The 23,897-nt window shown below is 42.9% G+C and carries 24 protein-coding genes and 2 riboswitches; of the genes, 13 read left to right on the plus strand and 11 right to left on the minus strand.

Going from position 1 to position 23,897, the window contains the following annotated elements; translation table 11 throughout:
- Position 1: 1 nt before the first annotated feature.
- Positions 2–604 carry an LCP family protein gene (locus tag GJU41_RS25160; RefSeq protein WP_318185277.1) on the minus strand — a complete coding sequence of 201 codons (603 nt, stop codon included), beginning with the start codon at positions 602–604 and terminating at the stop codon, positions 2–4.
- Positions 605–937, minus strand: a complete 333-nt coding sequence (locus tag GJU41_RS25165) for an LCP family glycopolymer transferase (protein ID WP_282958522.1) — start codon at positions 935–937, stop codon at positions 605–607. It abuts the gene before it with no gap.
- 298 nt (positions 938–1,235) lie between these two features.
- Here GJU41_RS25165 and GJU41_RS04615 point away from each other — a divergent pair, with 298 nt between their 5' ends.
- On the plus strand, positions 1,236–2,792 hold the full coding sequence (locus GJU41_RS04615; RefSeq protein WP_170292720.1) for a bifunctional metallophosphatase/5'-nucleotidase: 1,557 nt from the start codon (positions 1,236–1,238) through the stop codon (positions 2,790–2,792).
- Between the two features lie 51 nt (positions 2,793–2,843).
- Here the strand turns inward: GJU41_RS04615 and GJU41_RS04620 are convergent, their stop codons facing one another.
- Positions 2,844–3,179: a DUF3905 domain-containing protein gene (locus GJU41_RS04620; protein WP_070876019.1), complete on the minus strand. Its 336-nt coding sequence runs from the start codon at positions 3,177–3,179 to the stop codon at positions 2,844–2,846.
- Between the two features lie 90 nt (positions 3,180–3,269).
- Between GJU41_RS04620 and GJU41_RS24600 the strand changes: the two genes are divergently transcribed.
- The 3 genes from GJU41_RS24600 to GJU41_RS04625 all read left to right on the plus strand — a co-directional run bounded on the left by GJU41_RS24600 (position 3,270) and on the right by GJU41_RS04625 (position 3,846).
- Positions 3,270–3,407, plus strand: a complete 138-nt coding sequence (locus GJU41_RS24600) for a hypothetical protein (protein ID WP_170292721.1) — start codon at positions 3,270–3,272, stop codon at positions 3,405–3,407.
- Positions 3,408–3,493: 86 nt separating this feature from the next.
- Positions 3,494–3,670 carry a hypothetical protein gene (locus tag GJU41_RS24605; protein ID WP_165970940.1) on the plus strand — a complete coding sequence of 59 codons (177 nt, stop codon included), beginning with the start codon at positions 3,494–3,496 and terminating at the stop codon, positions 3,668–3,670.
- Positions 3,667–3,846, plus strand: a complete 180-nt coding sequence (locus tag GJU41_RS04625) for a hypothetical protein (RefSeq protein ID WP_070876018.1) — start codon at positions 3,667–3,669, stop codon at positions 3,844–3,846. Before GJU41_RS24605 ends, GJU41_RS04625 begins: the two co-directional genes overlap by 4 nt.
- Positions 3,847–3,901: 55 nt before the next feature.
- On the opposite strand, the gene GJU41_RS04630 is transcribed toward GJU41_RS04625, so the two are convergent.
- Positions 3,902–5,668 (minus strand): B12-binding domain-containing radical SAM protein, encoded by a 1,767-nt coding sequence (locus GJU41_RS04630; protein ID WP_154318091.1) that lies wholly within the window; start codon positions 5,666–5,668, stop codon positions 3,902–3,904.
- Between the two features lie 374 nt (positions 5,669–6,042).
- Complete coding sequence (locus GJU41_RS04635; RefSeq protein ID WP_083328162.1) at positions 6,043–7,089, minus strand: acyltransferase family protein; 1,047 nt, start codon at positions 7,087–7,089, stop codon at positions 6,043–6,045.
- A gap of 295 nt (positions 7,090–7,384) precedes the next feature.
- Between GJU41_RS04635 and GJU41_RS04640 the strand changes: the two genes are divergently transcribed.
- From GJU41_RS04640 to GJU41_RS04660, 5 genes are all read left to right on the plus strand, one after another.
- Positions 7,385–9,571 carry a PAS domain-containing sensor histidine kinase gene (locus tag GJU41_RS04640; RefSeq protein ID WP_070876016.1) on the plus strand — a complete coding sequence of 729 codons (2,187 nt, stop codon included), beginning with the start codon at positions 7,385–7,387 and terminating at the stop codon, positions 9,569–9,571.
- Between the two features lie 11 nt (positions 9,572–9,582).
- A complete protein-coding gene (locus GJU41_RS04645) occupies positions 9,583–10,077 on the plus strand; it encodes a methylated-DNA--[protein]-cysteine S-methyltransferase (protein WP_154318092.1) in 495 nt (164 codons plus the stop codon).
- Between the two features lie 236 nt (positions 10,078–10,313).
- Entirely contained in the window at positions 10,314–11,144 is an 831-nt protein-coding gene (gene kynA, locus GJU41_RS04650; RefSeq protein ID WP_070876014.1) for a tryptophan 2,3-dioxygenase, read from the plus strand.
- Positions 11,145–11,309: 165 nt separating this feature from the next.
- The gene (locus GJU41_RS04655) at positions 11,310–11,891 is read left to right on the plus strand and encodes a DUF2087 domain-containing protein (RefSeq protein WP_070876013.1); all 582 of its coding nucleotides are present in this window, start codon (positions 11,310–11,312) and stop codon (positions 11,889–11,891) included.
- 11 nt (positions 11,892–11,902) lie between these two features.
- A complete protein-coding gene (locus GJU41_RS04660) occupies positions 11,903–12,379 on the plus strand; it encodes a GNAT family N-acetyltransferase (RefSeq protein ID WP_070876012.1) in 477 nt (158 codons plus the stop codon).
- Positions 12,380–12,617: 238 nt separating this feature from the next.
- On the opposite strand, the gene GJU41_RS04665 is transcribed toward GJU41_RS04660, so the two are convergent.
- The 6 genes from GJU41_RS04665 to GJU41_RS04690 all read right to left on the minus strand — a co-directional run bounded on the left by GJU41_RS04665 (position 12,618) and on the right by GJU41_RS04690 (position 19,652).
- The gene (locus GJU41_RS04665) at positions 12,618–13,625 is read right to left on the minus strand and encodes an ABC transporter permease (RefSeq protein WP_070876011.1); all 1,008 of its coding nucleotides are present in this window, start codon (positions 13,623–13,625) and stop codon (positions 12,618–12,620) included.
- Complete coding sequence (locus GJU41_RS04670) at positions 13,561–15,105, minus strand: sugar ABC transporter ATP-binding protein (RefSeq protein WP_070876010.1); 1,545 nt, start codon at positions 15,103–15,105, stop codon at positions 13,561–13,563. The genes GJU41_RS04665 and GJU41_RS04670 overlap by 65 nt, the downstream gene beginning before the upstream one ends.
- Before the next feature lie 2 nt (positions 15,106–15,107).
- A complete protein-coding gene (locus GJU41_RS04675; protein WP_070876009.1) occupies positions 15,108–16,235 on the minus strand; it encodes a sugar ABC transporter substrate-binding protein in 1,128 nt (375 codons plus the stop codon).
- 1 nt (position 16,236) lies between these two features.
- Positions 16,237–17,295, minus strand: a complete 1,059-nt coding sequence (gene mtnA / locus GJU41_RS04680) for an S-methyl-5-thioribose-1-phosphate isomerase (protein WP_070876008.1) — start codon at positions 17,293–17,295, stop codon at positions 16,237–16,239.
- Between the two features lie 12 nt (positions 17,296–17,307).
- Entirely contained in the window at positions 17,308–18,498 is a 1,191-nt protein-coding gene (gene mtnK / locus GJU41_RS04685) for an S-methyl-5-thioribose kinase (RefSeq protein WP_070876007.1), read from the minus strand.
- A gap of 97 nt (positions 18,499–18,595) precedes the next feature.
- A riboswitch (SAM riboswitch) is annotated at positions 18,596–18,756 on the minus strand.
- 107 nt (positions 18,757–18,863) lie between these two features.
- Positions 18,864–19,652, minus strand: a complete 789-nt coding sequence (locus tag GJU41_RS04690; protein WP_070876006.1) for a carbon-nitrogen family hydrolase — start codon at positions 19,650–19,652, stop codon at positions 18,864–18,866.
- Positions 19,653–19,753: 101 nt separating this feature from the next.
- Between GJU41_RS04690 and GJU41_RS04695 the strand changes: the two genes are divergently transcribed.
- From GJU41_RS04695 to GJU41_RS04710, 4 genes are all read left to right on the plus strand, one after another.
- Complete coding sequence (locus GJU41_RS04695) at positions 19,754–20,926, plus strand: pyridoxal phosphate-dependent aminotransferase (protein WP_070876005.1); 1,173 nt, start codon at positions 19,754–19,756, stop codon at positions 20,924–20,926.
- An 89-nt stretch (positions 20,927–21,015) separates the two neighbouring features.
- A riboswitch (SAM riboswitch) is annotated at positions 21,016–21,124 on the plus strand.
- Positions 21,125–21,360: 236 nt separating this feature from the next.
- On the plus strand, positions 21,361–22,599 hold the full coding sequence (mtnW, locus tag GJU41_RS04700; RefSeq protein ID WP_070876004.1) for a 2,3-diketo-5-methylthiopentyl-1-phosphate enolase: 1,239 nt from the start codon (positions 21,361–21,363) through the stop codon (positions 22,597–22,599).
- Positions 22,596–23,258: a 2-hydroxy-3-keto-5-methylthiopentenyl-1-phosphate phosphatase gene (locus GJU41_RS04705; protein WP_070876003.1), complete on the plus strand. Its 663-nt coding sequence runs from the start codon at positions 22,596–22,598 to the stop codon at positions 23,256–23,258. The genes mtnW and GJU41_RS04705 overlap by 4 nt, the downstream gene beginning before the upstream one ends.
- Positions 23,255–23,893, plus strand: a complete 639-nt coding sequence (locus tag GJU41_RS04710; protein WP_070876002.1) for a methylthioribulose 1-phosphate dehydratase — start codon at positions 23,255–23,257, stop codon at positions 23,891–23,893. Before GJU41_RS04705 ends, GJU41_RS04710 begins: the two co-directional genes overlap by 4 nt.
- Positions 23,894–23,897: the final 4 nt, after the last annotated feature.

Raw genomic sequence — 23,897 nt, forward strand, 5'->3', positions numbered from 1 at the left:
TTCATGAATTCATAAACGTTCGAATCGCTTCTCTATTTTCCTCAATATTTAGATCCAACACAGATCCTGCTCCGTCATATCGTGCATTTTCAAAGGTGCCGTCAACGGGAATGCGCATTGTTTCCAAATCGGATTTATTGGTAATCATGTCTTTTGCAATGAAAATCCCAGTGGACGTATCCACATTGGTATTAATATAAGGTGTGATGACTCCAGCCAGTTTAGGGAGTTTTGTTACGCCCTCTACAGTAAGCATATCTTTCATTAACAGATTCATCACTTCCTGCTGTCGCCTTACTCTGCCGAAGTCACTGTCGGCTCCGCCGCGGTAGCGCACGTATCCTAATAAGTGCTCTCCGTCAAGCTTTTGCAGTCCAGGTTCTATCGTTACACCGATTTTTTCTGACATTTGCTGCTCGACATTTATTTCTACGCCTTCTGGAAAGGCTGTATCAATCATGCTTTCGAATCCTTTAAAGTCAATGATTGCATAATGCTGAATATCGATATCAAAATTATGCTTTATGGTTTTGCGCAGCAGGTCCGGACCGCCGATGGCAAAAGCGGCATTTATTTTATTCTGGCCGTGACCCGGAATTTCCACTTAGGAATCCCGCATAATCGAAAGCAGCTTTGGTTTATTTGTTTTTTCATTGTATTGAGCAATCATGATTGTATCTGTGCGCGGATGTTTTTCTCCTCTTGAATCACTGCCAAGCACAAGAACATTTGTGTTTCCATTTTCATCTTTTTGGCCATTGAAGGAATATTCCTTCTTTTTTATGTTTGATTCTGCTGCGGTTTTATTTACGCCTGAGAGAAATTGATCGTAGGCGAACCAGCTAAGTCCCGCAAACAGAAGAGTAAAGATAGAGAAAAAGATCAGGACTCTCTTTTTGCCGCTTTTTTTCTTTTGCAGATGTTTATCTGAACGCATAGTAAACCCTCATTTCTAAAACATTGGAACTGACTACTAGTATACTTGCTTTTACCTGATATGTGGGATGTTAGATTTTGGAATTGATTGAATGGATACCTTTATAGGCTCAGGTATCCTATTGTAAAGGATTTCATAGCAGTTGAACAGAGGAAAATGACGCAGAATCGCACGAAAAGGAATGGATTCGATTCCTTTTTTCATTGTCTTTACAAAAATTAATAATCCTTTACCTGAACTTTAGATGCCCTTCATTCTGGCGTGCTACGTTAGAAGCATCAAAAGGAGGGAAGCAGATTTGAAGCATACTGTAAAAATGGCATCCATGTTCTTTTTAGTCGTGTTTATCCTTTTTCTTGCATCAGTGTATGGCGGGAGTCAGGGACGCGCCGGTACAGGTGAAAATCAGCTTTCGGAGATTCATTTGCTTGGCATGAATGATTTGCATGGGCAGCTGAATACGCATTCTGTGCTTTCTGGAAAAAAAGTTGGCGGAGCAGAATATTTATCTGCTCATGTAAACAGACTTAGACAGGAACACGAACACACGATGCTTGTTCATGCAGGCGATATGACAGGCGGAAGTCCTCCCATTTCTTCTCTTTTTCAAGATGAACCGACCGCAGAATTCTTAAATCAGCTCCGTGTAGATGTCGGCACTCCCGGAAACCACGAATTTGACCAGGGAGCAGACGAACTCATGAGGCTTGTAAGCGGAGGATTCCATCCTAAAACAGGTTTCTTTAAAGGCACTCATTCGGATTATATTTCAGCAAATGTCATCAATAAAAAAACAGGAAAACCGATGTTTCCCGCCTATTCAATAAAAGAAATAGATGGTGTCAGAATTGGATTTATCGGTGTCGTCACGACAGAAACGAATCAATTTCTGCTGCCGGAAAATCAAGATCAAATTGAAATCATTGATGAAACAGAAGCTATCAATCAAACAGTTGAACAATTAAATAAAAAAGGGGTAAAATCCATCGTCGTTCTAGCGCATGTGGGAGCAAATTCAGATGAAAACGGGGAGAATGCAGGCGAAGCTTTAACCGAGATGGCGCCAAACATCAGTGATGAAGTCGATGTGATCTTCGGAGCGCACAGTCATCAGCATGCCAATACGGTTGTAGATAACAAGCTGATCGTTCAAAGCTACTCGTACGGTAAAGCTCTATCAGACGTGACATTAACGATTGACCGCAAAAAGAAAGAGATCGTTCAAAAAGAGGCTGAAATTGTCTTAACGGACCATAATACCGTCAAGCCTGACCAATCTGCCCTTCAACTGATTAAGAAATTTGAGGATAGGATTGGAGAAGAATACAGCACTCCTGTTGGAAGTCTTCCTCAAAACCTTTCCAGAAAGAAGAATGATCAGGGTGAGTCTCCTTTAGCAGCCTTCATAGCAGGCGCGCTGAATGAGGATATGAACACAAAGATCTCCATGGTCCACCATGGCGGTATACGAGAGAGTTTAAAAGCAGGAAAGATAACAAAGCAGCAGGTTATAGCCGCGCTTCCTTTTCACCATTACGCAGTAAAGGTTAAAATGACCGGTAAAGAAGTAAAAACAATCCTTGAACAGCAGTGGGCTTTAAAAGCTGAAAATTTACTACAAATAGAGGGAATCACCTATTCCATCAATCGAAATGCGCCACACGGTGAAAGAATCAGTGATATAAAGAACACACGGGGAGAATTGATTCAGGATCACCGCACTTATACCGTCGCAACAAGCAACTACCTTGCTTCGGGCGGTGACGGATTTAAGGGGTTTAAACAAACGGAACTGATTAAAATGGGACCTGAATTATCAGATGTACTAGCGGGTAAGCTTGATAAAATTAATTAACATTAAGCCGAAGCAAAAATACGCTTCGACTTATTTCCAAAGGATGGCTAGTCAATCCTGTCCATATCCTGCATCTTTATCCGGATGCGTAAAAGGAAAGCCCTCGGGCTTTTTTTTGCTTTCAATCAGCTCACGGTTCTCACTAGTATTCCAGCCGATGTCGTTTGTTGGGTGAACCCATTGATCGCCTGCCATAATCGCAGGATCGACCTCATCACTCCATTGGTTTAAGGGAGATTGTCTGGAGTTATAAAAACTGTCTCCAATGACAACACCGTGCTCGTTGATGAAGGGCTTTTGCATGCTGATTCCTGTGCCTTTCCATGACGGGGCACTGGCTTGATGGGGAAGGGTATCGTCTAAAGAATACTCATCTTTTTTGCTCATCCTGTTCACCTCCATTTTTAGTATGTTCTTTTAAAAGCCCGGATATGAAAGAATGCCTATGGCTATGCTACTAAAAAAGGAGTGATCATCATGAATCAGGAATTTCCAGTCGCTATGCTTCAGGAGGAGTACTTGGAAAAAGTGAAGAAAATGGAAAATGAGCTTCGCGCTGAAACAGGCGAAGAAATCGTTCTCATCGCTTATCAGCACAAACAAGACCATAATTGACTCGTTTTCCCTCTCATAAGATGAAACGTAAGGTTCACACTAAATGTAGTGAGGAATTCTCACACATCTGCCTGAGGGGGATTTTCATGAAAAGAAAAGCTGCAAGAGATCAAGCGCTAAAAAACAATTTCACACCGAAAGAAAGCCTGCCTGATACGGAATTCTCAAGCGAGGCTGTATATAGTCAGGAAAATCCGGCTAAAGGCGCAAACCGCAACAGCAAAAATGGAAGCAAAGGGCGCTCCGGAGGTTCATTTTCATGACAAAGAAAACAAACAAAAGCGCACACAGCGAACAGCATAAAAAGCCGATGGAGCCAAGTCTCCTTGAAGAAGAGTTTGGAACCGAAATGGGCGATTACAACTCAGCCAAATTTATAGATGCATTTGCAGAGAAAAAAGCAAAGTCATGCAAAAAAAGCGACAAGCAAGAGAGTTAAGGGGAAAAGAAAAGCGGAACCGCTGATGCTTGTGCATCTGGTTCCGCTTTTCGTGTTAACTAACTTTATCTTCAAGTTTTCGTTCTGTCACTGCGTAAGGAGTCGTCTTCAGCGTGATTGGATCGTAATGCACAAGGACAATGCTCTCTCCTTTGATCAGCTCGCCCGTTCTCAAATAGGCATCAAGCTGGAACGGCACTTTATCAAGCACAGTATGCTTATATAAGTCTTTTTCAGCAAATGCTTTCTTTTCAAATTCTTCGCCAAGCAGGCCCGGATTTGAGAGGATGGTTTGATAGAGCTTGCTTCTTTCTGTTTTTGACAGCATATCATCCCACCACGGTTTGCGCGGTTTATGTTTTTGAGAAGACAGGTAATCAAACTTCATAAAGCCTTCAGCAATAGCTGCCTGCTCTTTATAACGAGAGGACAGGAAGGTATAAAGCCGTTTAAATAAGTCTTCAAGCTGATGACCGATGCGGACCCAGCCCTGCTCGTCCCAATACGTTCCGAATGCCTGAAAGAAGTCAAATGGAGTATCAAAGACATCTTTAATTAAATATTCAATCGTAGCATCCATGCGATGGTCGTTCCAATACTTCTCCAAAACATCCTCAACCTGTTTAATCTTCACAATGTCCTCAAACGGGAGCACATTGTTTTTCAAAATCTCATATGGAGAGTGATCCATATAGACGTAATCATGATCAGCAGCACGGAGACGCAAACCTGTTCCGCGCAGCATTTTCAGGAATCCAAGCTGCATTTCTTCAGGACGCATTTCAAACACATCATTAAAGGTTTTACGGAATGACGTGTAATCTTCTTCGGGAAGACCTGCAATTAAATCCAGATGCTGATCAATTTTTCCGCCTTCTTTTACCATCGTGACGGTACGTGTCAGTTTGCTGAAGTTCTGGCGTCTCATCACAAGATCATTCGTTGCGTCATTTGTAGACTGTACGCCGATTTCAAAACGGAACAATCCTTTAGGAGCGTTATCGTTTAAAAATTGAATGACTTCAGGGCGCATGATGTCAGCAGTTATTTCAAACTGAAACACCGTTCCCGGCAGATGCTCATCAATTAAAAATTGGAACATCTCCATTGCGTAGCTTCTGCTGATATTAAACGTACGGTCAACAAATTTAATCGTTTTTGCTCCGTTTTTCATCAAGTAACGAATGTCGTCTTTTACTTTTTCGCGATCAAAATAACGTACACCCACTTCGATCGATGAAAGACAGAACTGACAGCTGAAAGGGCATCCTCTGCTCGTTTCAATATAAGTGACGCGCTTTGAGAGGTGGGGAATATCTTCTTCGAAACGGAAGGGAGAGGCGAGTTCAGCCAGATTGATTTTATTTCGCTGCGGATTAATCATAATGCTGCCATTTTCTCTATAGGCAATTCCGCTTACGTTTTTAAAGTTTTGTTCGGCCTGCAGCTCTTTTAGAAACTGTTTAAATGTTTCTTCACCTTCACCGATCACGATATGGTCGACCTCGGGAATCTGTTCCATCCATTCTCTTGTATCGTATGTTACTTCAGGACCGCCAAGAAGAATAATGAGCGATGGATTTATTTTTTTCATCATTTTAATAATCTTGATTGTTTCTTCTATGTTCCATATATAGCAGCTGAAACCGACAACATCAGGCTGCATGCGGAAAAGATCTGTTACAACATTCATAGCAGGATCTTTAATCGTATACTCAGCAAGCGTCACATCGAATTCCGGCTGTGCATGTGCTTTTAGACAGCGGAGGGCAAGACTGGTATGGATATATTTTGCATTTAATGTACTCAGTACAACTTTCATTTAAAACACCACTTCTACCTTAATTTTTGAATCAATCTATTCTATCACATTTTAGCCATAAAAGAAGGAGAGTATAAAACATGGAAAAAACCATCACCGGTGATGGTGATGGTTTGAATCTTTGTTAAAAGCTCTTTTCGTAAACATTGTTGCTTTTAGACTATATGTTTAAAACCATAAGTGGATTGTAGCGGAAGGAACTTGACTCCTGCGGGAAATAGAGGGAGATGGGAGACCCCGGAGGCATAGCCGAGGAGGCTCCCACCCTCCCCGCGGAAAGCAAGTTCCTGAAGCGGAAAGCAACGGACAATATTTATAATCAAAAACAACAATTTATTCGAAAACAGCTTTGTTATAAGAGATGTTGCGCTTTTTTATCGATATTGAACCTTTTCTTCTCTGTTCTTAAAGTATTTCTTTAAATTCGTAGCCTTCAGTTCAATAATCGGCTGTGTCACAGTTTTGACAAAGTTTGTTGATAAGATAAACGTTAACAGAATGGACAGGAGAATAATCAGTGTGACGCTCTGATAATCCTTAAGCCATTCAAGAGCATCGCTGTTTCTGAACGATTTGACAATGAAACCGTGCAGCAGATAAACATAGAATGTTCTTGTTCCCCAATGAGTGAAGAAAAAGTTTCTCTTCGGTATCAGGGACAGAAAACTGAATGTCAGAATAAATGTCAGACTGTAGAATCCTAATCGGATAAATGCATCAGCCGCATCTGCATTGCTTACTGCAGAATAGGGCTTTGATCCGAACAGCCATTCATAATCAAAATCAAGATTGAAATAGGCAATAAACGTTACAAGCAATAATGCAATGGATGCTAAACGAACCTTCGCCGTTGTTAATTTCTTAAAATGTGATTTATCAAGATAGAATCCAGCTAAAAAGAGCGGGAAGAACACAAATGTTCTCGATACACTCAAGTAATTGCTGGCTGAATCAACATAGCCGATCGCTACTCCAAGTCCGATTGCAATCAGCATCGCCAGTCGCTTATCGAGTTTAGTGTAAGCAAATAAGAACAAATTCCAAAAGAATAAACTCATAAGGAACCACAGCGACCAGTGCGGATCAAATGGATCAACAGCAAGCGTGTTTCCGGATTCCACTAAGAAGTAATACACAGAGTAAATTCCCTGAAAGATCAAATAAGGGATAATCAGTTTTTTAAAGATTTTCTGCACATAGCCCTTTTTGTTGTATCCTTTAGCAAAGAACCCTGATATTAAAATAAAGGCCGGCATATGAAAGGTATACAAAAACTTATAAACATTCAGCATAAATTCATTATCATCAATAAATGAGCGAATTACATGACCAAACACAACAAGTATGATCAGAATAAACTTCGCATTATCGAAATAGCTCTCACGATTTTTCATACAATCACCCATTTTCACAGAAGTCATAAGAGGCTCCCGAGTTTAGTTTCCCCACAAGCAGTCTTTGTTACCCTTTTACCCATCTTACAAAGAGTTTAAAACAGCCAGGTTGGAATATAAGCCATTTTAAAAGGATTGTAAAGAACATGTAAGGTATATGTAAAATGTTAAAATATTTGCATTTTTTGTCTGAATTGAATTGTTTGTGTAGGTACTATGGAGTAAAATTGTCACTTAACAGAAAATGATGAAGGACAATTCAGTTTCATGTTGAATTTAAAAAGGATGAAAATTTGCCCGGCGGCAAGGAGCGAAAAATAGCATGAGCCAAGTTATCAATAAATGTGAAATCACATCACTGCAGGAACAGATTAAGTTGCTGGAATTGGAAAACAAACGCCTTCTGGAAAACAGCCGTCAACATGAAATCGTCTTTGAAAGTGCAATGGAAGCCATCATTATTATTGATGAGTCATTTCATTTTATAGATTGCAATAAATCAGCATGCCTCCTTTTTCAACTGACAAAAAAAGAAATGCAGAAGCGGAAAATGTGCGATTTTTTATCTCTAGTTCCTCATCAGCAGCTTCATAAGCAGGTGGAAGAACTGAGGGATCAAGACCAGACCTCCGATGAACTGATTATCAAGCTTGACAATGGACAAGTGAAATTCGTTGAGATTTCCATTCAGAAAAATGCACTTGGAACGAAGCATTTAGCGTTAATGCGCGATATTTCCTCTAATAAAATGCTTGAGCGGGAACGGACAATCAATGAACAGCTCTTTAAAGATCTTTTTCACCGGGCTGTAGACGGCATTGTCATTTTTGACGGCAGCGGCCAGTTTATTGATGCAAACGGTTCGTTCTGTCAAAACTTTGAAATTGACAAAAGCAAACTGAGTACATTTAAACTGGATGATTTTATTGAAGGGGAAAATCAGTTTAAGCTTGATAAGCTGTGGTCGATCCTGAACGAGGGAGGCCGTGCCAAAGGCGAAATGCCCGTTCTCCTTCAGTCAGGAAGAAAAAAAGTGTTTGAATTCACCTCAACCTCAAATGTGCTGAGCGGATTTAATATGGCGATTATGAGGGATATTACCGATAAACGGAATATGGAAATGAAGCTCTTTAAGAGCGAGGAACGCTTCAGGGAGATCTTTGAGAATGCAATCGATGCCATCATTATCTGGAACAATGACGGCAGAATCATCAGTGCCAATCAGTCTGCCTGCCGGACCTTTGAATTATCGATAGAGAATTTAATCAGCAGCAGTATATACGACTTTATGGACTTAAGCGATCTGAAGTTCAGAGCCGCTAAAAAAGAATATGTGCGAAAAGGCGCTATTCGAGAGGAATTATTGTTTTACATGCCAAACGGACAATGCAAACAGCTTGAATTCACATCAAAAATGGACGTGACAGATGGCCATCATTTAACGATTCTAAGGAATGTCAGCGATCGTAAGCGCATGGAAAAAGAGCTCCGCGAAAGCGAACAGAAGTTCAGGAAGATTTTTAACGGTGCGATGGACGGCATTGTGCTGATTGATGACAGCTACACGATTATCGACGCGAATCCAACAGCAAGCCATATCCTTGAAATTCCGCTAGGCGAGATTCATAAATATAACCTGCACGAGCTGATTTCCCACGATAAAATAGAAGGGAATTCGATGTATTTTATCGATGAAACAACAGAGGAAATCCCGTTTAAGCTTCAAAATAATAAAGAAAAAATCCTTGAGTTTTCATTAAAGCGGAACATTATTGAAAACATGAATCTTGCGATCTTCCGCGACATTACAGAAAAGAAAGAATTGGAAGAACGGCTTCGCAAATCAGATACACTTAGTGTCGTAGGAGAACTCGCAGCCGGAATTGCTCATGAAATCCGCAATCCGATGACGGCTTTAAAGGGATTTATTCAGCTTCTTGAAGCGAATGTCAAAGAAGATTTTTCGATGTACTTTAATGTCATAACATCTGAGCTGAGCAGGATTGAATCCATCATTACCGAGTTTTTGATCCTTGCAAAGCCCCAGGCAATCTCTTATCAGGAAAAAGAAGTGGTCACCATTATGAAGGAAACGATTGAACTTCTGAATGCCCAGGCAATCCTTGTAAATGTACAGATCCAATTGAATCATAATGGGTCAGTCCCGCTTGTTTATTGTGAGCCAAACCAGCTGAAACAAGTATTTATTAATATCTTGAAAAATGCGATTGAAGTGATGCCAAGCGGAGGCACGATTCAAGTAGATATTATGATGAAAAATGAAAATGAACTTCAAGTCTCAATTATTGATGAAGGATCCGGAATTCCTGAAGATAAAATCAAGCGTCTTGGAGAACCGTTCTATACTACAAAAGACAGAGGAACTGGCCTTGGTTTAATGGTCAGTTATAAAATTATTGAAGAGCATTGCGGCAAAGTGGAGGTTGAAAGCAAAGTCGGAAATGGTACAGCGTTTCACATCACACTGCCGATCAGACAAACCATGTGAGAGGAATCCATATGCACTCATACACAGCAGTTCACACACCAATTGGCAAAGTAATCGTAACAGCAGATGATCACTTTATTACAAGGGTGTTCCTTATAGAAGAACAATTTGAAGAACATTTGCTCAAACACCCAATGCAGCAGTCAGATGAGCATCATTTATTAAAGGAAGCAAAAAAACAATTATCCGAATATTTCGAAGGAGGAAGAACCTCTTTTCAGCTGCCATTCAAGCAGGAAGGGACGGCTTTTCAAGAACAAGTGTGGTCCGCTCTTTCAGAGATTCCTTTTGGTGAGTCACGGACTTACCTTGATGTTGCTGTTAAAATCGGCAACCCAAAAGCGGTCCGGGCAGTAGGACAGGCCAACAAGAAAAATTCCCTGCCAATCTTCATCCCCTGTCACCGCGTGATTGGAGCTAAAGGAATGCTGACAGGATATGCAGGCACAAAGACGGATTTAAAAGCAGTTCTGCTTGACCTTGAAAAAATTTCCTATCATTCTTAATTTGCTTGTCACATACTTACCCGCGCGACATATTATTTAGTATAGTTAAAAAAGTTGCCCCGGGGCAAAAAAGGTGTGTGATGAGAGTGTGGAAACGTCCAAATAAACTCGCATTCTATGCTGATTTATTTTCAAAAATGAATGTGATTACGGAAGAGCAGAAAAAAACGATATTGAGCAAGAAATAGAGGAGTTCAGCAGCAGTCTGAGCTCTTTTGCTGTGAGGGGGAGATAAAATGAAAGATCCAAAAGACGAAAAGGGGATACACACAGATTTTATCAATCGAATGACATACGGGGAGTATCTTCAATTAGAACCGCTGCTCAGCAGCCAGAAGCGATTGTCTGGCCATCATGATGAAATGCTGTTTATCATCATTCATCAAGTAAGCGAGCTGTGGATGAAACTGATCCTTCATGAACTGAGCGCAAGCATTGAAGCCATTGAAAAAGGGGAATTATCGATGGCCTTTAAAATGCTTGCGCGCGTATCAAAAATCCAATCTCAAATCATTGAAGCCTGGGACGTTCTATCAACCTTAACACCATCAGAATATGTCCAGTTCCGCGACAAGCTCGGACAAGCATCAGGCTTCCAGTCTCATCAATACCGGATGATTGAATTTGCATTGGGCTACAAAACCACACATGTATTGGACATCTATAAAAAAGATCCTGATTTGCACCAAACGCTGTCTGAAGCGCTCCATAAGCCAAGTATCTATGACGTATCGATTCAAGCATTGGCAGCAGCGGGCCTTCCCATTCCTGATGAAACACTGAACAGGGACGTAACCGTTACATACAAAGGTGATCAGGCAGTTGAGGCTGCGTGGCTTGAAGTGTACCGCAGCCCAGAGGCGTACTGGGACTTATACGAACTTGCTGAAAAATTGATTGATATCGAAGACTGGCTGCAGCAATGGCGCTTCAGGCACATGAAAACAGTAGAACGCATCATCGGCTTCAAAAAAGGAACAGGCGGATCATCAGGTGTCACGTATTTAAAGAAGGTGCTCGACCATCGTTTTTTTCCGGAGCTTTGGGATATACGGACGAAGCTGTAAGGATTGCATGCCCATTCCATTTGGAATTGGGCATTTTTTGTTGTAAATTGTTCAACTCATGAGTTTTGCCTGAAAAAATATAAAAAATTCCAATTATTCAATTGACAACTATTTAACAATTCGATTATCATCTAATTAGATAATCGTCTAATCGGAGGGGAAACAATGCAGCTGAACAAACTCGTCACGTTTCATAAAGTTATGGGAGATGCGACCAGGATCCGTATTCTGGCCCTTTTATCCAAAGGTCCCAAAAACGGTCAGACGCTTTCAGGTATTCTCGGACTGACACCGCCGACCATTACACACCATTTAACAAAGCTTAGAGAAATCAGCCTGATTTCTGAAAAACGGGTTAAAAACACCATCTATTTTCAGGTGAATGAAAAACTGCTGCAGCAGCTGTCACTTGGCATGATGGAAATTGTAACAGGCAAAGGGGAGCTTGAAGTGAATCAGGAAAAAACAGCAGAGCATACAAAGATACTTGGGAATTACTTAACGAAGGACGGCAAGCTGAAAACCATTCCGCCGCAGCGGAAAAGAAGGCTGATTGTTCTTTATCATTTAGCAAAGGGATTTGAGGCAGGGAAGAAATACCCGGAAAAAGAGATCAATGAATACATTAAAAGATTTCATGAGGATTTTGCGACGATTCGAAGAGAGTTTATCGTCAATCACATCATGTATCGGGAAAACTCCATTTACGAATTGAATCCTAAAGAATTATGGGCGAAAATTGAATAGGAGCGGATGGGATGATCAAACTGGAGCCAAGAGAACAAGAACACCTTCCTGCTGAAATTGAAATCATGAATTCCAATCCGGATTTTAATCTTATTTCATGCGGGAAACCTCATCTAACGGAAGAAGAGTTACAGAAAGAACGCGAAGAAGGAAAAGCAGTTGATGCAAAACGGTTTATGATTAAACATGAGAATCAAATCATAGGCATCATTGAATATTGCCCGCTGAATCCGAATGACGGGAAACCGTGGATTGGCTTGTTTATCATTCACCGAAATTTTCAGGGCAAGGGACTTGCGAAGCTTGCCTATGAAACAGCAGAAGAGGAACTCCTTGCCGCGGAAGGCTTCAGCGAAGTCAGGCTCGGGGTGCTGACAAATAATGATCGCGGCAATTTATTTTGGCAGCGGATGGGGTATACCGCTTTTAAAGAAGGAATGCATGAGAATAGACCAATCTATCATTATAAGAAAAGGCTATTTTCGTAAACTTTGTTGCTTTAAAACTAGATATTAAAGACCCTAAGTGGATTGCAGCGGATAAACTTGACTCCTTCGGGAACGTAGAGGGAAATGGGAGACCCCGGAAGCGAAGCTGAGGAGGGCTCCCACCCGGACCGCGGAAAGCAAGTTCCTGGAGCGGAAAGAAACGGACAACATTTATCATGAAAACAACAATCTTTGCGAAAACAGCTTAAGAAAAAAATAAAGTAGAGCGATGAACGCTCTACTTTTTCTGTAAATGAGACAATGCCAGCGCACCAACCAAAATGGCCCCTTTAATGATGTCCTGAGCATAATAAGGAACGTTCAGCATGGTTAAGCCGTTTAGTAATATGCCGATGAGGATGGCGCCGAAGAACGTGCCGATGACATTTGGCTTGCCTGCTCCAAAGACGGAAATGCCAATAAACGCAGCAGCCACACCGTCCATCAATAGGGGAGCACCGGCTGAAACCTGCCCTGTTCCAATCCTTGATGCAAGGATAATTCCTGCGATCGCTGCAAAAACCCCGCTCAGCACATAGGCATATGTCCGGTAACGATTAACAGGTATTCCTGAGAGTCTTGCAGCTTCCCGGTTTCCGCCGGTCATATAAAACAGCCGGCCGGGCTTTGTATACTGCAAAAACAAGTGAACTAGAATGACAGTTATGATCATCAGCAGAGCTGAAAAGGGAATTGAAAACAGGCTGCCCTGTCCGATGAAAAGAAACGAGGGAATAAACTTCCCGGTCGCGGTTCCGCCGCCTTCAAGAGGCATGCTGTTGTAAATTGAGTAGCCTTTTGTGTACGTCAAATGAATCCCGTTTACGATATACATGACTGCAAGTGTTGCGAGCAGATCAGGAAGCTTTACTTTTACAACTAAAAAAGAATTGATTAATCCGACTACGATTCCGATTACGATTGGGACAAGCAGCGCGACAAGCAATTCCTGTCTGAATAAAACCAGTGCAGCCGCACTTCCAATCGTGGCAAGACTGACAGTAGACCCTACAGATAAATCAAATCCATCAACAATCAGCGAAAAGGTAATGCCAATTGCAACAAATGTGACAATTGAAATCGACCGCAGGATGTCACTGAAATTTGAATACGTTAAAAATTCGTCCACTGCGATGCTGAAGTAGATGGTAACAGCTAAAATGACGAGCATAGTGCCGTGCTTATACAGAAAGGGCAGAATGCTCCTTTGTTTTTTTGTCTTGATGACGATGGCTTCCTCCATCATCTTCACCTCCTGATGCATAATAAATGAGCTTTTCTATCGTTGCTTCCTCGTGTGTGAGGACTTTGGCCACTTTGCCTTTATTTAAAACAATGATGCGGTCGGCTACTTCCAGCAGTTCCTCCCATTCACCTGAAAAATAGACAATTCCTTTTCCTTCAGCCGCAAGCTGCTGAATCAGCTGGAAGACTTCTTTTTTGGCGCCGACATCAATCCCTTTTGTCGGTTCATCAAAAAGAAAGAGTGAGGAATCGGTATTAAGCCATTTTCCGATCACAACCTTTTGCTGATTACCTCCGCTCAGCAGACTTGTGGAAATGGAAGGGGAGGCAGCTGAAATATTTAACCGGCTGATCAGCCGGCTTGCTAAAGCTTGTTCCTTCTGCTTTGAAATCCACAGGTTCTTTGTGATGGAGCCGAGCGACTGGATCGATAAATTCACCGATACAGGTTCATGAACAAACAATCCCTGTTTTCTTCTCTCTTCAGGAATCAGGCAAATGCCTGATTGAATGGCGGCTGCAGGGGAGGTGAGTTTAACCCGTTTCCCTCTAAGTTCAATCAAAGCTTTCGTGGAGCTTAAACCATATAAAGCTTCAGCAAGCTCTGTTTTTCCAGCGCCTGCTAGACCTGCTACTCCGACAATCTCTCCTTCATGGACAGTGAAGCTTAGTTTGCTGCCGAACTTCTCAATCACTACACCTTCTGCAAGAAATAAGGGTTTTTCGAATGTCTTGCCCGTTTTTCTCTTCTCAATTTGAAAAGCGGAGCCAATCATATGCCTGACGATCTCTGCAATTTCAATGTCCGCGGCATCACCGCTGTGAACAACGCTTCCATCCCGTAAAATGGTCACTCTGTCACAGATTTCTTTTACTTCTGAGAGCTTATGAGAGATATAGATAATCGCTGTACCTTCTGCGCGCAGCTGCCTGATGATGGTAAAAAGAATGCTGGTTTCTGTATTACTTAGAGGAGCTGTCGGCTCATCTAAAATGATGTAGTTTGCAGATGCAGAAAGGGTTTTGGCAAGTAAAATCAGCTGCTTTTCCTGAAGCGTGCAATCCTGAACCAGCTTGCTGACATTGATCCTGAGGCCGACCCGCTGCAAAACGGCCTCTGCGTCCGCTTTCAGCTTTCTGTAAGATATGGCTGCTGACTTTTGATCAGGGATGTTTGCCACGTTTTCATAGACTGTGAGAGTAGGGAAGAGGGCAGTGTCCACTTCCTGGACAACAAACCCGATTCCAGCTTTTTTAGCGTCTGATGGATGCTGAAAGACAGTTTCTTTCCCGTGTATGGAAATGGTCCCCTGATCTGGTTTGTAATCGCCCGACAGGATCTTCATCAGCGTGCTTTTGCCTGCGCCATTCATGCCAAGCAGCGCATGAACTTCTCCTTTTTTGACAGTGAAAGAAACGCCTTTTAAGACGGCTGCTTCACCAAAGGATTTATAGATGTCATTCATGATGAGGGAGCCCATGTTTATTCCCCCTTCGTTTCAAGTGTTTTCATCCAAGGTGATGTGGCGACAGTGGATGTGCCCCATCCTTGCACATATTCTGAGAGAGAGTCCATTTTAATAGATTGCTCAGGAAGCGCTGATCCTTCAACAAGATGCGGTTCAAGGGAATAAATGTTAGGTGTTTCTTCTCCTGCAATCTTTTGATATGCAAAGCGGACCTGTACGCGTCCGACTTCGGCAGGATCCGTTGCTGCAGTTGCAGTCCAAGGGCTGTTTTCCTGCTGCATCAGTTCAAGGTCTTCATCACTTAAGTCAATTCCGTACACTTTAATTTCATCACGCCCGGCCTGCTTGATGGCACGAGTGGCACCTTTTGCAAACTCATCCCATGCGGCAAAGACCGCGTCAATATCGCCTTTGTTCGGATACTTTTTCAAGATGGCTTCCATTTGTGTTTGGGTGTCTAAAGCTGTATTGGCGCTTGCTGTTCCGAATTTCGCCACTTCTTTGATGTTTGGATAGCGCTGTTTGAACGCTTCATAGATGGTGTGGCGTCTTTCCATTGGCGTAAAGCCTGCGACCCAAACCGTAACGATTTCACCTTCGCCGTTTAAGTCTTCAGCTAATGTTTTAAGTGATTTCCAGGCAAGGCTGTAATCGTCCTGGTCAATGACAGTTACGCCATCTGCATTGATGTCACTGTCAAAGGCTACAACAGGAATGCCTTTAGCAACAGCTTTTTCAACAGGGCCTTGAAGGGCGTCTGCACGGCCGTGGTCGATTAAGATGGCATCCACGTTTTGCGTAATAGCTGTTTCTACATATGTAGCCATTTTTGATAAGTCGTTATCTGCGTTGTATATTTGTACAGATCCGCCGAATTTTTCGACTTGCTCTTGAACACCAGAGATGTATTGAGAAGAAAACGTTCCAATAGACATCTGCATAATCGCTGCTATTTTGAGCGGCTTTTGTACGGCTTCAGGTATTTCGTTGCTGCCTGAAACAGCATCACCAGCCGTTTCTTCTTTTTTTTCTTCAGAAGCTTTCGGCTCAGTGCCTGATACAGCATCCTGTTCACTTGTGCACCCCGCTAATAGAAACACAAACAATGTCAGTAAAATAAATAAGTGCCAGAACCCTTTCAATTTACGCTTCCCCCTTAAATACTCTTTGAATTTCTGATTGATAATCTCCGGATAAAACGCCTTTTTCTGTAATGATTCCCTTGATCAAGTGATGGGGAGTTACGTCAAAAGCAGGATTGAACACTTTTACATGATCAGGGGCAATCTGCTGCCCGCCAAAATGGGTAATTTCTTTGGAATCGCGTTCCTCAATTGGGATGTCTGCACCGCTTTTCGTTTCAGGATCAAAAGTAGAAAGCGGGGCTGCAACATAAAACGGGATTTGAAAGGCGCCGGCTAAAAGAGCCAGATTATACGTCCCGATTTTATTGGCGGTATCCCCATTAGCCGCAATGCGGTCTGCCCCGACGATGATGGCGGAAATGCCTTTTGAGAAAATCGTATGTGCAGCCATGTTGTCGGTAATCAGCGTCACATCGACATCTGCCTGCATGAGCTCCCAAGTTGTCAGGCGTGCACCTTGCAGAACAGGGCGTGTTTCACATGCGTAAACGGATAGATGGATGTTTTTTTCTTTAGCAAGATAGAAGGGTGCAAGAGCCGTTCCGTAACGGGCAGTAGCAATTGAACCGGCATTGCAGATTGTCATGACAGAATCGCCGTCTTTAAAAAGAGGGAGGGCGTTCTCGCCGATTCTGCGGCACGTCGCTTCGTCTTCTACTTGGATTTGTATGGCCTCATGAAGAAGGTTGGTTTTCGCTTCGTTAACAGAAACGGCACCTTGCACGCTTTTTACCAGCCTGCCGAGGGCCCAGAATAAATTAACGGCAGTCGGTCTTGAGCTTGCAAGATAATCATGATCGCGGGTAAGCTGGCTGTGAAATTCGTCTAAATTCTCGGTTTCATACTGTTTGGCAGCTAGAGCAAGGCCAAAGGCGGCGGTTATTCCGATGGCAGGAGCGCCGCGCACTTTTAATGCTTTAATCGCTTCCCAAACGTCTCTGACCGATTCAAGTTTTATATATTCTGTCACAGCAGGGAGCTTTTGCTGATCCAGCAGGCGGATATACGTTTCTTTCCATTCGACAGAACGGGGAATGATGGTATTTGTAAATGACATGATGATTTCTCCTTATCTGACAGGTACTTGTTTGAAATAATCTGCAAGTTCTGCAGTTGTTTTAATAGCTTGACGATTTTTAACAAGCTTGCTTCCTAAATCAAGCGCACGCTGTTTTGCTTCAATTTTTCGCTCGTAAGGTTCAATCGAATCAAGATCCGCTACGTGGGCAAGGCCGATTGTCCGTCTGATGATTTCAATGCCTGCAAAACCAATTGCATCTTCAAACGCTTTTTCAAGAATAAAAGAAAGATAGCCATCCACTTTTGCGTAAGCTTCCAGACTGTCATTCTTCCATGCTTCAGAAAATTCTTTTTCAAAAACAGTCCATGCTGTTTCGATATGATCCAGAAGAACATGCTGTTTCTCTTCGTCTCTTGAGATGGCATTCAATAAAAGGTTTGCGAAGAAGTGTCCAAGGTCAAATCCGATCGGACCATAGTAGGCGAATTCAGGGTCAATTACCTTCGTTTCTGTTTCACTTGCAAAAATACTGCCTGTGTGAAGATCGCCGTGAACAAGTGTTTCAGCTTCTGTCAGAAATTTATGTTTTAATTTAGCCACTTCTAATTTTAGCTGACCATCGTTCCAAATGTTTTCAGCATCCTGTCTCAGCTCTTCTTCAAAGCTGTTTGACTCATAGTCGAAAAATGGATCTGTAAAGACAAAATCTTCAGTTATTTTGCAAAGTTCGGGGTTTGAAAATTGTTTGACAAACTGTTTTTTCACCTGCGGATTCAGTGCGAAATCAGAATTGTAGAATAATGTTTTTCCTAAAAACTCGCCGATGTGTCTTCCTAATAGCGGGAAGTCCCTGCCTTCAATCAAACCGGCTCTTGCAATCTGCAGATGAGAGAGATCTTCCATTGCCGTGATCGCCAGAGTCTCATCTGTGTAATAAACCTTTGGCACATACAAGCTTGCCACTTCTGCCTGCTTCAGCAGGGCGCTGCTTTCAATTCTGGCACGGTCAAGAGTAAGCGGCCAGCTTTCGCCGATTACTTTCGCATAAGGAAGCGCCTGTTTGATGATGATGCCTTTCTGATTTTGATTCACAATGTGAAAAACAAGGTTCAAGTTGCCGTCGCCAATTTCCCTGCACGTCAGGACACTTTTTTCTTCAAACAATCCAAGTCTGATGGCTAGAGCCACAGCGGCACTTTCAGTTAACGGTTCATAAGCAGGTGATCGATAGTTTGACATGGTTTTTAACCCTCCAGATTTAATAGTTAGAGGCTTTTCAGACAATAAGAAAAGCCTCTTCCACAGTGAAAGAGGCTTGAAGTCATAGGCTTCGCACCTCTTATCTGCCAGAAAGAAATTCTTTCTGTTGGAATTAGCACCGTGCCTTGTGGGAGAAATCTCCCCGCGCATAAAAAACTGCGCCCCATTTTACAATGGTTTTACGGTCGGTTGCTGGGCGTCATCGGGCCAAATCCCTCAGCCTACTCTTGATAAGAGATAGTATGAAATTAAAGTTTCGTGATAAAAAATGTATTCGCATAATTTGGAATTTATCACTTGTTCTGAATGTTAACAGGTATAACGAAAAACTGTCAATACTTTTTTTAAGAGTAAAAATGAGGAAGTCTGTCTTTGAAAATAGGAATTTGTTTCCTGATTTCATGCGCTTTCTCCATCTGGAGCACTGCTGTAATTGAGGTTTGCTCTGTCCCGGCCTCAGCTAAAATTTCTCCCCACGGATCAATGATCATCGAGTGGCCGGCGAACTCATTTTTCGGATCACTGCCTGAGCGGTTGCAGGCTACAACAAAACACTGATTTTCAATCGCACGGCTGATCAGCATCGATTTCCAGTGATGAAGTCTTGGAAGCGGCCATTCCGCCACTACATAAAGAATTTCTGCTCCTTGTGTTGTATGAACACGGATCCATTCAGGGAACCGGATGTCATAGCAAATGACACCCGCACTCTGCAAACCGTCAAGCTGAAACAGGCCTTTTTCAGTTCCGCCGTTTAAATACAGGTGCTCATCCATCAGTTTAAAAAGATGAAGCTTGCTGTATTCATGGATTAGCTCACCTTGTCTATTAAAAATATACATCGTGTTGGTTACGCCTGATTCCGTTTTTTTCGCAACAGAACCAGCCACAATACTGACTTCGTGTGTTTTAGCCAGACTGCTTACAAGAGCGATTGTTTTGGTGCCGTCTAAATCTGCAATCTCGTCAAGCCGGGTAAGATCATAGCCGGTTGTCCACAGTTCAGGGAGAACGATCACATCCGGTTTTTCAGCTGCTGCTATTTTTTCTATTTCTTTTTTTACCGTTTCAATATTTGCTTCAGGGTTACCGAATACAATGTCTATTTGCAGGCAAGCCACTTTTAGATTCATCACTCGTCATCTCCGCCTTAAAAATTTTTCTTTACAAGCTGACTCTAACAATATATGATTTTTCACTAGAATTTCAAGAATTTTTTGAGAAGGTGTAAAACATGAAAAACTTCAATCAATCACAGTTATTAAATAAGCTTCCAAAGCAGTTTTTTGCAAGTCTCGTAGCAAGAGTGAATGCAAGTATCGAAGCGGGGCATGACGTGATTAATCTTGGACAGGGAAACCCGGATCAGCCCACACCGCCTCATATTGTGAAGGCTCTTCAAGAGGCAGCAGAAAATCCGGACTACCACAAATATTCTCCGTTCCGCGGACAGAAATTTCTTAAAGAGGCAATTGCGGAATTTTACAAGCGGGAATACGGCGTGACACTGAATGCTGACAAAGAAGTCGCGATTTTGTTCGGCGGAAAAGCAGGTCTTGTTGAAATTCCGCAATGTATACTCGATCCTGATGATTTAGTTCTCGTACCGGATCCAGGCTATCCTGACTATTGGTCCGGGGTAGAGCTCGCCCGCGCCAGAATGGAATTTATGCCGCTGGTAAAAGAAAATCAGTTTTTGCCGGATTACGGGGAGATTACTGAAGAAGCAAAGAAAGAAGCAAAGCTAATGTTTTTGAATTACCCTAACAATCCTACAGGTGCTGTTGCCACAAAAGAATTCTTTGAAGAAACCGTTGCGTTTGCAAAAGAAAATGAGATTTGCGTTGTCCATGATTTTGCTTATGGCGCCATTGGGTTTGACGGTAAAAAACCAGTCAGCTTTTTGGAAATTGAAGGGGCAAAAGAAACTGGCATTGAAATCTATACGCTCTCGAAGACTTATAATATGGCAGGCTGGCGGATTGGCTTTGCCATTGGCAATGAAAGTGTGATTGAAGCGATAAACCTCTTGCAGGATCACATGTTTGTCAGTGTGTTCAGTGCTGTTCAAGAGGCGGCAGCAGCTGCCCTGCTTGAATCGCAGACCTGTGTGGATGAGCTGGTGGAGCGGTACGAGAGCAGACGCCATGCATTCATCACTGCTCTGAACAATATCGGCTGGAAGGTTGAAGCGCCTCCTGGGTCGTTTTTTGCCTGGCTTCCTGTCCCGGAAGGCTTTACTTCAGAATCCTTTGCCGAATATCTTCTTGAGCACGCCCACGTCTGTGTTGCACCGGGTGTCGGTTTCGGGAAATTCGGAGAAGGCTATGTAAGGGCAGGGCTTTTGACCTCAGAAGAAAGACTGAGAGAAGCCGCCAAGCGGATAAAATCTCTGAAATTATTTTAAAATGGCGGTTGACAGTCTTTTGAAAAACTGTCATAATCCAAATTAAATTCAGGTTATTCAGATATTCAGAACATAAAATAAATAAGCCATTCTTATCAAGAGCAGGTGGAGGGACTAGCCCGATGAAGCCCGGCAACCGACTTAAACCAAGGTTTAAGCACGGTGCTAAATCTTGCAGCATTCGCTGATAGATAAGGATCTTAGCCATGTCAGATAAGGTCTCTTTTCGATTAGCGGAAAGGGGCCTTTTTTATATGTTTAAGGAATTATAAGATTTGCGCATAGATGGCAAGCGGAGTCGCTCAGGCTCCCCGGCCAGAACAAATTCGGGAAAAAAGTCAAACTCGACTTTTCTGCCGAATTCTTATCTGCCATGCCTGAGCTAAACGTGCGCGTGCGCATTTTCTAATATTGTTATGGAAGGCGGTACAAACATGAGCGGAATTACAGCAACCTATCTTATCCATGATGAAAAAAATTTAGAAAAAAAAGCAGAGGGGATTGCCCTTGGCTTAACAATTGGGTCATGGACGGATCTTCCGGAACTGACGCAGAAACAACTGCAGCAGCACAAAGGGAAGGTAGTAACTATTGAAGAGTTCGACGCAGATGATAAGGTCTCCGTTTTTTTAGACAAACGCGTTAAAAAAGGCATTGTCAAAATTTTTTATCCAGGGGTAAATTTCAGCCATGATTTGCCGGCGATTCTTGCGACCGTGTTCGGAAAGCTTTCTCTAGACGGCGAAGTGAAGCTGCTGGATCTGGATTTTTCTGATGATCTTCTTGCGGAGTTTCAAGGTCCTAAATTCGGGATCAGCGGCATCCGTGAAAAACTGGGCGTGTATGACAGACCTTTATTGATGAGTATCTTTAAAGGTGTCATCGGACGGGATCTCTCATTTTTAAAGAATCAGCTTAAAGATCAGGTGCTTGGCGGGGTCGATTTGGTAAAAGATGATGAGATTCTGTTTGAAAATCCGCTGACACCATTTGAACAGCGGATCTCTGCCGGAAAACAAGTGCTGAACGAGGTTTATGAGCAGACGGGTCATAAGGCGATGTACGCGGTTCATTTATCAGGCAAAACATATGATTTGAAAGAAAAAGCAAAGCGTGCGGCAGAGCTTGGAGCAGATGCGCTGCTGTTTAATGTGTTTGCTTACGGACTTGACGTGCTTCAAAGCCTGGCTGAGGACAAAGACATCGGCATTCCATTGATGGCTCATCCTGCTGTCAGCGGTGCATTGGCATCATCATCCCTTTATGGAATCTCGCATTCTCTTTTACTCGGAAAATTGCTGAGATACAGCGGGGCAGATTTTTCTTTGTTCCCATCTCCATACGGAAGTGTTGCGCTTGAACGGGAAGCAGCCCTTTCCATCGGTGCTGCCTGTAAAGAAAACGTCCAATTGAAGGAAACATTCCCTGTCCCTTCAGCAGGGATTCATCCGGGACTCGTCCCTGTTTTAATTCAGGACTTTGGGTTAGACAGCGTGATTAATGCCGGAGGAGGCGTCCATGGCCATCCAAATGGCGCTGCTGCAGGAGGAAAAGCCTTCCGTGCAGCGATCGATGCTTCTTTACAAGGCATCTCCCTGACTGAAAAAGCACAAGAAAATGCCGATTTGAGAATCGCACTCGATCTTTGGGGGCAGGTGGAGGTGAGCAAATGAGCAAGCCGATCATCATCTGTGATTTTGATGGAACCATCACAAATAATGACAACATTATTGCCATCATGAAAAAGTTTGCTCCGCCTGAGTGGGATGTTTTGAAGGATGATGTGCTGAGTCAGCGGATTTCTGTCCGCGAAGGAGTAGGGAAAATGTTTCAGCTGATTCCATCCGAGCTGAAATACGATATGATTCAATACTTGCTGTTTACTGCGCAGCTTCGGGATGGTTTCCGTGACTTTGTTCAATTTACGGAGGAGGAAAAAATCCCTCTGTATATCGTAAGCGGAGGCATTGATTTCTTTGTCCATCCCTTGTTGAATGGCCTTGTAGACCGCAGCCGTGTTTACTGCAACGAAGGTGATTTCAGCGGCGAGACAATTGAAATCTTATGGCCAAACACATGCGACGCGCAGTGCAGCAATGACTGCGGCTGCTGCAAGCCGAGTTTGATCAGGAAGCTTGCAAATCCAGGTCAGGAAGTCATTGTCATCGGTGATTCTGTTACAGACTTAGAGGCTTCAAAGCTTGCAGACTTTGTGTTTGCAAGAGATTTTCTTCTTGAAAAATGCAAGTCCCTGGACCTTCCGCATCAGGAATTTGCTACGTTTTTTGATGTCATAGATGGACTTAAGGAAAAGCAGGAGGCGGTATCGTGAGTATATTAAATCAGCGATGGAGCGAGCTGGCTGCTGTAAAACGCGAGCTTGCAGAGCGGGACTGGTTTCCCGGAACAAGCGGCAACCTGGCGATTAAAGTGAACACAGAGCCTCTCTCGTTTTTAGTCACATCAAGCGGGAAGGATAAACGAATCGAAACAGACGAGGATTTCCTGCTGGTCGATGGAGACGGGGCAGCTCTTGAAGAAACAAAGCTTACGCCCTCTGCAGAAACCCTTCTTCATGTGGAAATTTATTCTCGTACTAACGCAGGCTGCAGCCTCCACGTCCATACCGTTGACAACAATGTCATCTCAGAGCTCTACGGCGATGAGGGCGGTGTTGCGTTTAAAGGGCAGGAAATCATCAAAGCATTTGGACTCTGGGAAGAAGATGCAGAGTGGCATATTCCGATTATTGAAAACGCGGCTCATATTCCGGCACTCGCTGCTGACTTTGGCCAGTATGTTAAGGGAGACTCTGGTGCTGTTTTGATCCGCAATCACGGCATTACCGTCTGGGGCAAAGATGCTTTCGAAGCGAAAAAAATCCTTGAAGCATGCGAATTTTTATTTTCCTATCATTTAAAAGTACTCTCTTTAAAACAAGCTAAATCGCTCTCATTAAGAGCTTAATTAT

Origin of the sequence: Metabacillus idriensis (assembly GCF_009674765.1) — a bacterium.
In the GTDB taxonomy this organism is placed as follows: domain Bacteria; phylum Bacillota; class Bacilli; order Bacillales; family Bacillaceae; genus Bacillus_P; species Bacillus_P idriensis.